The organism is Sediminibacterium sp. (assembly GCF_051861365.1).
Lineage (GTDB): Bacteria > Bacteroidota > Bacteroidia > Chitinophagales > Chitinophagaceae > Sediminibacterium.
The window spans coordinates 23455-35979 of sequence record NZ_JBHYCW010000032.1 but is presented as its reverse complement, the minus strand read 5'-3'; the positions used below and the strand labels follow the sequence as shown (position 1 = coordinate 35979).

Annotated in this window: 14 protein-coding genes and 1 pseudogene; 9 read left to right on the top strand and 6 right to left on the bottom strand. The window is 39.6% G+C overall.

Features of this window, described 5'->3' with window-relative positions; genetic code table 11:
• Window positions 1-402, top strand: a pseudogene (locus ACTIEV_RS13100) (IS110 family transposase); the annotation flags it as partial.
• Here the strand turns inward: ACTIEV_RS13100 and ACTIEV_RS13095 are convergent.
• Window positions 383-931, bottom strand: a complete 549-nt coding sequence (locus ACTIEV_RS13095; protein ID WP_322195986.1) for a GMC family oxidoreductase — start codon at window positions 929-931, stop codon at window positions 383-385. The pseudogene ACTIEV_RS13100 and the gene ACTIEV_RS13095 overlap by 20 nt on opposite strands.
• Window positions 932-1314: 383 nt before the next feature.
• On the opposite strand from ACTIEV_RS13095, the gene ACTIEV_RS13090 reads away from it, so the two are divergent.
• The 4 genes from ACTIEV_RS13090 to ACTIEV_RS13075 all read left to right on the top strand — a co-directional run bounded on the left by ACTIEV_RS13090 (window position 1315) and on the right by ACTIEV_RS13075 (window position 5010).
• Window positions 1315-2946: an acyl-CoA carboxylase subunit beta gene (locus tag ACTIEV_RS13090; protein ID WP_178888207.1), complete on the top strand. Its 1632-nt coding sequence runs from the start codon at window positions 1315-1317 to the stop codon at window positions 2944-2946.
• A 75-nt stretch (window positions 2947-3021) separates the two neighbouring features.
• Window positions 3022-3807 carry a PhzF family phenazine biosynthesis protein gene (locus ACTIEV_RS13085; protein WP_322195987.1) on the top strand — a complete coding sequence of 262 codons (786 nt, stop codon included), beginning with the start codon at window positions 3022-3024 and terminating at the stop codon, window positions 3805-3807.
• Window positions 3804-4283 (top strand): ribonuclease HI, encoded by a 480-nt coding sequence (gene rnhA / locus ACTIEV_RS13080; protein WP_322195988.1) that lies wholly within the window; start codon window positions 3804-3806, stop codon window positions 4281-4283. The genes ACTIEV_RS13085 and rnhA overlap by 4 nt, the downstream gene beginning before the upstream one ends.
• A gap of 73 nt (window positions 4284-4356) precedes the next feature.
• Complete coding sequence (locus tag ACTIEV_RS13075; RefSeq protein ID WP_322195989.1) at window positions 4357-5010, top strand: diphthine--ammonia ligase; 654 nt, start codon at window positions 4357-4359, stop codon at window positions 5008-5010.
• 49 nt (window positions 5011-5059) lie between these two features.
• On the opposite strand, the gene ACTIEV_RS13070 is transcribed toward ACTIEV_RS13075, so the two are convergent.
• Entirely contained in the window at window positions 5060-5626 is a 567-nt protein-coding gene (locus ACTIEV_RS13070; protein WP_322195990.1) for a DUF6580 family putative transport protein, read from the bottom strand.
• A gap of 50 nt (window positions 5627-5676) precedes the next feature.
• Window positions 5677-6912, bottom strand: a complete 1236-nt coding sequence (manA, locus tag ACTIEV_RS13065) for a mannose-6-phosphate isomerase, class I (protein ID WP_322195991.1) — start codon at window positions 6910-6912, stop codon at window positions 5677-5679.
• 71 nt (window positions 6913-6983) lie between these two features.
• Here manA and ACTIEV_RS13060 point away from each other — a divergent pair, with 71 nt between their 5' ends.
• Entirely contained in the window at window positions 6984-7340 is a 357-nt protein-coding gene (locus ACTIEV_RS13060; protein WP_322195992.1) for a YraN family protein, read from the top strand.
• A 46-nt stretch (window positions 7341-7386) separates the two neighbouring features.
• Window positions 7387-8211, top strand: coding sequence for a 4,5-DOPA dioxygenase extradiol (ygiD, locus tag ACTIEV_RS13055; protein ID WP_439516643.1), 825 nt, complete (start codon window positions 7387-7389; stop codon window positions 8209-8211).
• On the opposite strand, the gene ACTIEV_RS13050 is transcribed toward ygiD, so the two are convergent.
• Window positions 8212-8709 (bottom strand): YkgJ family cysteine cluster protein, encoded by a 498-nt coding sequence (locus tag ACTIEV_RS13050; protein WP_439516642.1) that lies wholly within the window; start codon window positions 8707-8709, stop codon window positions 8212-8214.
• Between the two features lie 128 nt (window positions 8710-8837).
• Here ACTIEV_RS13050 and xerD point away from each other — a divergent pair, with 128 nt between their 5' ends.
• Together xerD and ACTIEV_RS13040 are read left to right on the top strand one after the other, a co-directional pair.
• Window positions 8838-9740 (top strand): site-specific tyrosine recombinase XerD, encoded by a 903-nt coding sequence (gene xerD, locus ACTIEV_RS13045; RefSeq protein WP_439516641.1) that lies wholly within the window; start codon window positions 8838-8840, stop codon window positions 9738-9740.
• A 75-nt stretch (window positions 9741-9815) separates the two neighbouring features.
• Complete coding sequence (locus ACTIEV_RS13040) at window positions 9816-10658, top strand: DUF2911 domain-containing protein (RefSeq protein WP_439516640.1); 843 nt, start codon at window positions 9816-9818, stop codon at window positions 10656-10658.
• Between the two features lie 52 nt (window positions 10659-10710).
• Here ACTIEV_RS13040 and ACTIEV_RS13035 read toward each other — a convergent pair whose 3' ends face one another.
• Together ACTIEV_RS13035 and ACTIEV_RS13030 are read right to left on the bottom strand one after the other, a co-directional pair.
• A complete protein-coding gene (locus tag ACTIEV_RS13035; RefSeq protein WP_439516639.1) occupies window positions 10711-11100 on the bottom strand; it encodes a VOC family protein in 390 nt (129 codons plus the stop codon).
• Window positions 11101-11202: 102 nt separating this feature from the next.
• Entirely contained in the window at window positions 11203-12462 is a 1260-nt protein-coding gene (locus ACTIEV_RS13030) for an aminotransferase class I/II-fold pyridoxal phosphate-dependent enzyme (RefSeq protein WP_439516638.1), read from the bottom strand.
• Window positions 12463-12525: the final 63 nt, after the last annotated feature.

Here is a 12525-nt window from a genome sequence, read left to right as displayed (position 1 = left end):
CTAAACATGAATAAATGGCCTACTGCAGATCATTTTACAAGCTGGTTGAATTTATCTGCGCGCCCAAAGAAAAGTGGGGGTAAAACAATCGGTCACCAAAAACGATTTACTAATAATACAGCAACTCAAGCCTTCCGATTAGCAGCACAAACTATGTGGCAGCAAAAAGGAGTGCTTGGTCATTTATACAGAAGGCTGGCTCACACAAAGGGTTCTAAAAAAGCCATCAAAGCTGTGGCCAGAAGACTGGCAGTAATCTTCTATCATATGGTTCAGAGGCAAACTGCTTATGATCCTAAAGTAATCGCATTAGATGAAGCAAAGCTGAAAGAAAGAAAAATAGCACGTCTGAAAAAAGAAGCTGAGAAGCTGGGCTGTACTATCAATCTTCAAGTTGCTTGATTATCAATAGATAATTATGAATGTCATTATAAGCTATACCTATTTCTTCACAAGCTTCTACAAACACTTCCCCCAAAGGATGTGGCTGCATAGAATGCGTAACGTTCAAAGGCCCATCCCATCCATGATATTCGCCTCCATAATTTTCATTGTGTTCAGACTTCTTAAAATAGGGTAATACCGATGCGAAATCCCAGCCGGTGTTTCCTAAAGAAGCCCATTCATCAAAATCAGCCCGATTGCCTCTAACATACGCCATGGCATTGGTAGAGCTACTACCGCCTAACGTTTTCCCTCTGGGAATAAAAAGACGTCGATGATCAATATGCTTTTGTGGGGTTGTCCAAAAAGCCCAATCGGCATCTGATCGATTCAGTTGTGTATATGCACCGGGAATATGAATTTCTAGTTTCTTATCCGATCCTCCAGCTTCTAACAATAAAACTTTATGATGTCCACCTTCTGATAAGCGATGGGCCAATACACAACCTGCTGATCCGGCACCTATGATGATGTAATCATATGACATGTTCTAAAAATAAAGTAAAAAATGGACGCATGCCAGAATAGGGCAATATTTGATCAAAAGACAATTTTGAAATTATTACTTTCCGATAAAACTAGCTCCGAGCTATGAGCCATGAGCTGCGAGCTTTTATAAGTTAAATTTGAGGGGTTAAATAGCCTTTTGAGAATCTAAGGCATTTTTTACTCGTGTAAAAACTAAAACTCATTCACCATCGGTATTGTTTAAAAATGAGCAGGAGCATACCTACAATTAATAATATCCAAAGCTCGCAGCTCATGGCTCATAGCTCATAGCCAATAAGTTCTTGCACATTTTTCAAATCATAATTTTATCTCACAAATGATCGATACCCCCCTATCTTTGCAAAACTAACAATTGTTCGTATGACAGACATGGCATTTAACCGTAACGAAGACTGGATGAAACTCATGCTCAGTGAAGTGGAGCAATATTTCGAAAAGATCAAACTGGGCGGTGGAAAGAAATCAATCGAAAAACAAAGAGAACGCAATAAGCTTACCGCAAGAGAGCGGATTGAATATTTGTGTGACCGAGATAAACCCTTTGTAGAAATTGGCGGTTTTGCCGGTTTTGATATGTATGAAGCAGAAGGTGGTTGTCCATCTGCCGGAACAGTCGCCGGAATAGGCTATGTGAGTGGTCGTCAGGCTGTTATTGTAGCCAATGATCAAACGGTGAAAGCGGGTGCTTGGTTTCCGATTACCGGAAAGAAGAATTTAAGAATGCAAGAGATAGCGATGGAGAATAGGTTGCCCATTATTTATTTGGTGGATAGTGCCGGCGTATTCTTACCGATGCAAGATGAAATCTTTCCCGATAAAGAACATTTCGGACGCATTTTCAGGAACAATGCAAGAATGAGTGCCATGGGCATCACACAAATAGCTGCTGTCATGGGTGCTTGTGTAGCAGGCGGTGCTTATTTGCCGATTATGAGTGATGAAACCTTAATGGTGGAAGGCAATGGCAGTATTTTTCTGGCAGGTGCTTATTTGGTGAAAGCTGCCATCGGTGAAGACATTGACAATGAAACATTGGGGGGAGCTGCTACCCACACTGAGATCAGTGGTATTGCAGATTACAAGTTTAAAACCGAAAAGGATTGTCTGGATCACATCAAAAAGATCATGAACAAATTGGGTGCTTCAGGAAACGCAGGATTCGACAGGATTCAACCCATAGTACCCAAAAAAGATCCGAAAGAATTGTATGGCATTATTCCCGAAGGCAATCTGAAGCCTTATGATATGTTGGATATCATTGAGCGAATGGTGGATAATAGTGAGTTTGACCAGTTCAAGCAGGATTATGGTAAAACCATTCTCTGTGGATATGCTCGTATTGAAGGATGGGCTGTTGGCATAGTGGCGAACCAGCGTCTGATCTGTAAAAACAAAAAAGGTGAAATGCAGATTGGTGGTGTCATTTATAATGACAGTGCTGATAAAGCTGCAAGATTTATCTTGAATTGTAATCAGAAAAAAATTCCACTGGTATTCTTGCAAGATGTAACCGGTTTTATGGTAGGCAGTAGAAGCGAACATAGTGGCATCATTAAAGATGGTGCTAAACTCGTGAATGCAGTAGCGAATTCAGTAGTTCCCAAAATCACTGTTATTGTAGGTAATAGTTATGGCGCAGGTAACTATGCCATGTGTGGTAAAGCTTATGATCCTCGTTTTATTTATGCATGGCCATCTGCAAAGATTGCCGTGATGGGTGGAGAACAAGCGGCTAAAACTTTGGCGCAAATACAAGTGGCTTCCATGAAATCACAAGGCAAAGAAGTAGATAAAGAACAAGAACAGGCTTTATTAAAAGAGATCAAAGGACGATACGAAAGACAAACCACACCCTACTATGCTGCTGCCAGACTTTGGGTAGATGGTATCATTGATCCAACAGAAACAAGAAAAGTAATTGCAGAAGGATTGCATGCTGCTAATCATAACCCGGATATGGATACTTTTCGTACCGGCGTGTTTCAAGTATAAACAATCCTGAAATTATGCTAATGGTAAGTCGTGATATAGCTGAATGAATTTACTTTGCGGTTCAATCATTATACCATGACTTACCCGATTTATACTGTTGATGCTTTTACAGACCATGTATTTGGAGGTAATCCTGCAGCAGTTTGTCCGCTTACAGAATGGCTTCCTACCGCCACCATGCAACAGTTAGCCAATGAAAATAATCTTTCAGAAACTGCATTTTTTGTGCAGAGACCTGATGGAGATTATGATATCCGCTGGTTTACACCTGAATTAGAGATCGATCTGGCGGGTCACCCTACCCTGGCTACAGCGTATGTTCTGTTTCATGAACTTGGCTATTCACAAGACAGCATTCGTTTTCATAGCAAAAGTGGATTACTAACGGTTACTAAGAACGGAGACCTGATGGAAATGAATTTTCCGGCCCGTATGCCTGTTGCTTGTGAAATACCGGCACATCTGTTAGAAGGATTTAGCATTCAGCCCAAACAAGTACTACGTTCACGCGATTATTTTTTGATTTACGAATCTCAGGAAGAAATCGAAAAAGTAATTCCAGATTTTGTGCAATTGAATCAAGTGGAAACATTGGGTGTTATCATTACTGCTAAAGGAAATTCTGCTGATTTTGTGTCTCGATTCTTCGTCCCCAATTCTGTGATTGGAGAAGACCCTGTAACAGGTTCAGCACATGCTACATTGATTCCATATTGGGCAAAAGCTTTGGGTAAAACATCCATGAAAGCAGAACAGTTGTCCAAACGTCATGGTGATCTTTGGTGTGGTATTCAGGGAGATCGAGTGACGATTGCCGGTAAAGCTGTTTTATACATGAAAGGTGCATACAAATTAGCATGAGTACATCAAACGGACATCAACTCATTATTTATACAGATGGTTCGGCCAGGGGCAATCCGGGACCGGGAGGCTATGGTATTATTTTAATGTGGGGAGATAAAAGAAAAGAAATCTCAGCGGGATATCGACACACAACGAATAACCGCATGGAATTGATGGCAGTGATTGTGGCATTGGAGTCATTGACTAAAAGAAATATAGCTGTCACTATTTATACAGACAGTCAGTACATCGTGAATACGATAGAAAAAAAATGGCTGGATAATTGGATACGGACAGATTTCAAAGGCGGCAAAAAGAATAAAGATCTTTGGTTGCGTTATAAAGCCATTGCCAATCATTTTCAAGTACGGTTTGTTTGGGTAAAAGGACATGCCAATAATCCATGGAATAATCGATGTGACGAACTAGCCACTACTGCTGCAGATGGAACAAATCTTTTGGTAGATGACGTGTTTGAAAATTCGTTAGAATAAAGAACGTTTTTTCCTATACACTATTGATCATTTTCAATCCGCCTAAGGCGGATCAAATCCTCAAATTTTCAAATTGAACAATTGTCTCAGTTCTTGGAGTGGCGGAAAAGATAGTTGCTTTGCACTGATGAAAGCCATCGAGCAGAGCTATCAGCCTGCAGTATTGCTCAATGTCATGAATGAAACGGGTAAAATTTCCAGAAGTCATGGTATTCCTGAATCAATATTAAAAGCACAATCAGCAGCTGCAGAATTACCCATTTATTTGGTCAGCAGTAGTTGGCAGGAATATGAACAACATTTTACTGCTGCACTACAGCAACTCAGAGAAACTTATGCAGTAACGCATGCTGTGTTTGGAGATATTGACCTACAGGCACATCGCGACTGGGAAGAAAAAGTATGCAACAGCGCTGAACTCACTGCTGTTCTTCCCTTATGGCAGCAAGATCGCAGATCTTTAGTGATGCAAATGTTAGATAGTGGTATTCAAACCATGATCGTGAGTTGTAATACTGTGATGGGAGCTTCTTTTATTGGTAAAACTTTGACACCTGCATTGATTGATGAATTAGAAGCGTTGGGTGTAGATGCTTGTGGTGAAAATGGGGAGTTTCATACGCTGGTGTATGATTGTCCACTATTCAAACACCCACTTAAAATCGAAGTCAAACAAGCATTACAGCACGAACAGTATTATTTTTCGGAGCTTATCCTACATGCATAAAAAAATCCGCAGTGTTTGCTGCGGATTTTTTTTATCAATATGTTTCTTTTTATAAAGAAATATTTTTCTTAGCAATAGATTGATTCAGAAAATAATAACCACCAAAAAGGATTGCAGAAAAAATAGCTGTAGCCATCAAGCTATTCGCATAAAAAGGGAGTGCATCATTATAACACATCATCAAACCTTCAAAAGTCTTCGGACGTTTCAATCCACCGCCACCGGCCCAAACCATAAAGTTAGAAATCAAAAAGAAAGTGGTAGGTGTAGCAATCGAAGCCCCCAATACCTGTAAAGGTTTCTGGCTATGTACCATAAAACCAAAAATTGTCAAGCTCGTGAACAATAAATAATTCACCCACTGTCCTTTATAAAAGCCCGGGATTTCAGTCAACCCCTTATTGTATAAAAATTGATAAAGAAGATCAGAGATAAACATAGAAACCAATGGTAATGCAAAAGCCCATTTCTTATCTTTTACAAAAATAGCTCCGGCAAAAAGCGCGATCGCAAACTGAGGCGCAAAACCCCAGGGTCTATTCGGCATGGCACGATACACAGCACTTAGAAAAATGGTCAAAACCAGGGAAATAACAAGCGAACGATTCAATTTCATTGTATAGAATTTCAGGGACAAAAATAAGTGTTATGAGCCAAGTTTAGACCTCAATTTTCCTCATCCTGTGAATAAGCATCCGGAATAGCTACAAAAGCCTTATACAATGAAGTTTTACCGGAAGATAAGAACTGATAAGACTGTCCTGGAAACACAATAAATGCCTCCCCCTTTTTAACAACCAATTGTTGATTGATGATTACCCCTCCTTCAATGACCACCCATATTTCAGGAGAAATGGCTTTGTCTTCAAAACTGGTATCACTGTTCAGCAATACATGCGTGAGGGAAAAATCCGATATCGGAAAATGAAAAACCTGCTCTCCATCTCGCCTACTCTGTCCTTTTAGTATGTTAGGGACAATCGGAGTAAAATCAGTATTGGCTAATAGCTCTTGGACATCTATGTGTTTTTTAGTCAATCCGGCACGTAATACATTATCACTATTCGACATCAACTCGATATTTTGTCCTTCCAAATATGCATGTGGTAATCCTGCTCCTTGAAAAATGGCTTCGCCCGGCTGTAGACAAACGATATTGAAAAAATAGATAGAAAAGATGCCACGATCTATATCACCGCTTGGGTGCTGGTCATTGAAATGTTTGGCTACCCACCAACCCGGATGATTTTTATTGAGTAACCCTTCTTGTTTCTGTCGAATCTCACGTTTCACTAGGGGTAATAAAAGATCATTGATACTTTGTTGCTCCATTTCCATGATGAAACGATACAAAGATTGCAGCCCTTCTTTTCTAAACAAAGGAAGTAAGATTTGGAACTCTATGACTTCCTCCAATATTTGCTGTAGCTGTTCTTTCTGTTTAAATCCATGTAACAACCAGAACTCACTGATTGCCAACATAGCTTCGGGTTTGTGATTTTGATCCTTATAATTTCTGTGAGGAGCATTCAAAGGTATTCCCAATTGATTTTCCCTTTCAAAACCTGCTATTGCATTTTCTTTGCTGGGGTGAACCTGTATGGACAACATTTCCCGAACATCCATGACTTTGAGTAGGTATGGGATGTTGCCAAATTTTTGGCGCAAGGCAGGCGTAAGCGCTGCATCGGGTTCTTCATCGATCAACTGTTGTAGTGGCTTCCAGCCGTTCTGGATCGCAACATATGCTGAGGCTGTTGGGTGAACTCCTAACCAATATTCTGCAAAAGGTCTTTTTTCTTCATTTTTTATTCCCAACAACTCCGGCAGAAACGTATATCCGCCCCAGTCGTAGTGTTGAACCTTACCTTGCAATTTTAATATCGAATAGCGATTAGACATAGTAAACAATTGCAAGAACGTTCAATTCTTATGAAATCGTATTCAATCATTCATTTTTAACGAAATAGTTTATGAACAAAAACATCGAAACTGGCGACTTGGGCGAAGAAATCGCCTGCGGATATGTATCTGAGAAGGGATATCAAGTACTCGAGCGGAACTGGCGATTCAAGCATTGGGAAGTTGATATCATTGCTTCTAAAAAAAATAAGCTTCATTTTATTGAAGTAAAAACCCGTAATTCACTTCGCTTTGGCAAACCGGAGGAAAGTATTACCCGCGAGAAGATGACGCACTTAAAAAACGCTGCGGAACAATACCAATACCAGCATCCGGAATGGAAATATATCCAATTTGATGTCATTGCTATTACATTGGTGAACGGTATCGCTAAAGAGATCTTTTTGATCGAAGATGTATACTTTTAACGTTGCAGTTACACAAATTCTTATTTTTTATGTTTAAACATTAATTATGCAATCGCTTAGTTCATTCGCATCATCGCTTAGTGGTAAGCAATATCAGGGTAAAATGCCTGTTATATTTGCAGGACATGGCAGTCCGATGAATGCCATTGAATCGAATGAATTTTCTAAGGGCTGGCAAGCAATGATCCAAAACTTACCCCAACCAACTGCAATACTATGTATTTCAGCACATTGGGAAACAAGGGGCAGTTTTGTTACGGCAATCGAGCAACCCAAAACCATTCATGATTTTTATGGATTTCCACAACCATTATTTGATGTTCAATATCCTGCCCCGGGCAGTCCGGCATTAGCCAATGAAACGATTAAAGCAGTAACCACTACTTCTGTTGAAAAAGATCTTTCCTGGGGATTGGATCATGGTTGCTGGAGCATTTTGAAACACATGTATCCAAATGCCAATATACCTGTGGTTCAGTTGAGCTTGAATCAACTACAAGATCCTTTATGGCACTATCAACTTGCTAAAGAATTGGGTGTTTTGCGTCAAAAAGGAGTACTTATCATGGGTAGTGGCAATATGGTACACAATCTCGGCGTCATGAATTGGAAAACACCCGAGACCGGATATGATTGGGCAACAGAAGCCAACGAAATATTTAAAACATTGATTAAGAATAATGATCATCTGTCATTGGCAACATACAAAGACCTAGGCGCTGAAGTACGTCAATCCATTCCAACACCGGAACATTATTTGCCTTTATTGTATACACTCGGACTTAAAACCGAAGATGAGCAAGTGCAGTTTTTTAATGACAAAACCATTTTCGGATCGATCTCTATGACTTCATTACTGATTGGTAACTGATCAGGAGAAACGTTGCATCATTTTTTCTACCATTTTGAATGTTGCCGGACAATACTCAACATTCTGCTTGTGCACATGTATGTATTCCACCATTTTCTTTTTCTTTAAATGCGGAAATCCTGCACAATCTGCGGGTCTTACTTCATAGATGGAACACATATTGGAAGACATATCCAAGAACTGACAAGGCTGTTTTTGATTCATCCAGTCGCCATCTTCTTCATCAAAATACAACCACTTTTCTTTGAACTCCTTGGGAGACATGTCAAAATGTGAAGCAATTCTTTTGATATCTGTATTCGTAAAAGTCGGACTCATGCTTTTACAGCAGTTGGCACAACTTAAACAATCTACTTCTTTCCAAACTGCTGCATCAATTTCTTCTGCAATTTTATCAAGATGTCTAGGAGGATTTTTTTCGATTTTACCCAAGAACTTTTTGAAGGATTTTTGATGATGTCTCACTTTCTGCTTAAACGAACGAAGATTGATCTGCATGCGAAAATAGTTAGTATCTGTTTTGAGTTTGCAATATCGGTCTCCCCTACCGCAATGCCAAAACAATTTAACCTCTTTAAACTGATCATTATTTGTCATTTTGCTCCACTGATTGTACATTTCGTTTTATGTGGGATGCATATAAAAAAGGATACAAGGCTTTTTTACGGTTGGAGAAATCGTTAAGCGATCATTCTGTGGAAGCTTACTTGAGGGATGTAGATAAACTGACTTTATTTCTTGCATCAGAAGATACAGGCAAAGCACCTGCCAATGTAGATTTGAAAGACCTGCAACGATTTGTAAAATGGATCAGTGAATTGGGCATGACAGCTACTTCGCAGGCTAGGATCATTTCTGGTATCAGGAGTTTTTATAAGTATCTACTCACAGAACAAATTATCAACAAGGATCCTACTGCCCTACTCGAAGCCCCCAAAACGAAAAGAGCTTTACCCGATGTATTGAGTTTTGAAGAAATTGAACACATCATTTCAAAGATCGATCAAAGTAAACCGGAAGGTGGCAGAAACAAAGCAATTTTGGAAACCATGTATAGCTGTGGACTACGGGTAAGTGAAGTAGTAGGTTTAAAAATATCATGCTTGTATCTGGATGTGGGCTTTATCAGGGTGATTGGTAAAGGCGATAAAGAAAGACTGGTTCCCATCGGATCTGATGCCGTTAAATACATCAAACTCTACAAAGAGAATATCCGGGTTCATCAACCCATGGTTCCCGGTTATGAGGATATTTTGTTTTTGAATCAGCGGGGCAAAGGTCTCAGCAGGGTCATGATTTTTTATATCATTCGTGATCTGGCGGCCAAGGCTGGCATCACCAAAAATATTTCACCACACACATTCAGACATTCATTTGCTACTCATTTGGTTGAAGGTGGCGCAGACTTGCGAGCAGTACAAGAAATGCTGGGACATGAAAGTATTACCACTACGGAAATATATACACATCTGGATCGTGATTTCCTACGCAATACTTTACAGCAGTTTCATCCGGCTTTTCAGAAATAATGATGATTAAAGTACAAAAGGTAGGTATCATCGATGAATTTGCGGTAAATTCGCTATTCTAAAATCTGGAAACATATGAAAAAGTTTTTCTTATTGGCCGCAACCATTTGCAGCCTGAATGCCTTTGCGCAGATCAACATGCCACAGCCTAGCACTACGCAGAAATTAACGCAGGCATTTGGTATGGGAAGTATTGAACTTACTTATTCTCGCCCCAATATCAATGGCCGCTCTTTATTGAAAGAGAACAGTGATTTGGCTCCCCTGAATAAATTATGGCGTACAGGTGCCAATGCCGCTACCCGCATGAAATTTACAGACAATGTAACCATTGGTGGAAAACGATTGGATACAGGTTCTTATGTCCTGTATACTATTCCCGGAAAAGATACCTGGGAAGTAATCTTGAACAAAGGCCTTACCAACTGGGGCACTGACGGATACAAAGAAGCTGAAGATGTGGTTCGCTTCAAAGTAAAAGCCGATAAAGCTGCCGGTAATACAGAAACATTTACCATGCAATTTGCGAATATCACTTTTGAAAGTTGTGACCTGAACATCATCTGGGGTGGAACTTCTGTTAGAATTCCGATCAGTACCAATGTAAAAGATCGTTTACGTGCTCAAGTTGAAAAAGCCTTGAGTGCTGAAAAAGTAAACCCGAATGCGTATTATCCTGCTGCTAATTTCTACTATGAGTGGGATAAGGATATGACCAAAGCATTGAATGCTGCTACCAAAGCCACTGAAGTAAACCAGAATGGTTTCTGGATATTCCTCTTGAAAGCTAAAATTCAGCGCGATATGGGTGATAAAGTAGGTGCGAAAGCAAGTGCTGAAAAATGTATCGAATTGGCTACAACTGCTAAAAATGATGAATACGTGAAACTGGGATCTGAACTGATCAAAAAATTATAAGTAGATAACATGGTATAAAAAAAACCGATGTTGATTTCAACATCGGTTTTTTTTACACCGTTATTTCAATTCTGTTATTTTCAGGATCCAGTACCACACTCTCATAATAACCATCTCCGGTGGTTCGGGGTTCTCCTATTACTTTAAAACCGGCTTCTGATAAACGTTGTGTCAGCGCATCAACCATCATTTTGCTTCCTGTTGAAAAAGCCAAATGATTCAATCCAAAATATTGTAACCCTGTACCATTCAGATTTTCGGCTACTGAATTCATTTGCATCAATTCCAATCTGGCTCCCGACTCAAATGAGAGAAAGTAAGACCGATATTGTTTCTTTTCATTGATATAAAGTTCATTGGAAACTGCATTGAAATACTGTATGTAAAACGAACGCATAACTTCCAAGTCTCTGCACCAAATGGCGATATGTTCTATATTCATATTGCAAAATATCAAAAGAAAAAGCCGCCACAATAAATCATGACGGCCTTGTATCGTTATACAATTTGAAAATCCAACATTGGATATTCAGAATTACTCTGTTTAATTAGCTTCCGCCATATCCGGAATAGCTTCAGCTTTATACGCTCCCGCATCCAACTTAGCTTTCGTTTCACTGAATGCTTTCAGTGTCTCTTCAATATCTTGATCGCTGTGTGAAGCTGTTGGAATCAAGCGGTAAATAATATGACCTTTCGGAATAACAGGATATACTACAATAGAACAGAAAATATGATAGTTCTCCCTCAAATCCATCACCATCGCTGTTGCTTCTTCTACTCCACCTTTCATATACACAGGTGTTACCGGTGTATCTGTTTTTCCGATATCAAATCCTCTTTCTTTTAATCCATTCTGCAATTTCATCGCATTACTCCACAACTTATCTTTTAGTTCGGGCATATTACGCAACATTTCCAAACGCTTCAGATTACCAATTACAATCGGCATTGGCAAACTCTTCGCAAAAATCTGAGAACGGATATTGTATCGGATAAAATCAATAATGATTTTGGGTCCGGCCATAAACGCACCAATCGATGCCATTGATTTTGCGAAAGTTGAAAAATAAAGATCAATATCATCCTGACATCCCTGCTCTTCTCCGGCGCCTGCACCTGTTTTACCCAATGTGCCAAAGCCATGCGCATCATCTACCATTAAACGGAAATCATAATTTTTCTTCAATGCTGCAATCTCTTTCAATTTTCCCTGATCACCTGCCATACCAAAAACACCTTCGGTAATCACGAGAATACCACCGGTCTTTTGTTTTTCAATCAGTGCAGTAGCACGCTGTAATTGCTTTTCAAAATCTTCCAGGTCATTGTGCTTAAATACATAACGGTGTCCGGGATGTAAACGTAATCCGTCGATGATACAAGCATGACTTTCGGCATCATAGACAATTACATCATGACGACCACAAATAGCATCAATGGCACTCATGATACCCTGGTATCCAAAGTTCATCAGAATAGCATCTTCTTTGGATTCAAATGCTGCCAGTTCTCTTTCCAGTTGCTCATGGTAATTACTGTTACCACTCATCATACGAGCACCCATGGGTAATGCCAGACCAAACTGTTTTGAAGCTTCCGCATCAGTTTTACGAATTTCAGGGTGATTGGCCAGTCCAAGATAATTATTCAAACTCCAAACAATCATTTCCTTTCCTCTAAAAATCATTCTGCTACCAATCTCACCTTCCAGCTTAGGGAAAGCAAAATATCCATGTGCACGCTCACGGTGCTGACCTATTGGGCCATAATTCTTAACCAGTTTCTCAAAGATGTCTGCCATATTATCAAATTATTACTTTGGTTCAAAATTTGCGCAAAACTAATCTTTTCGGCTTGAAGGGGC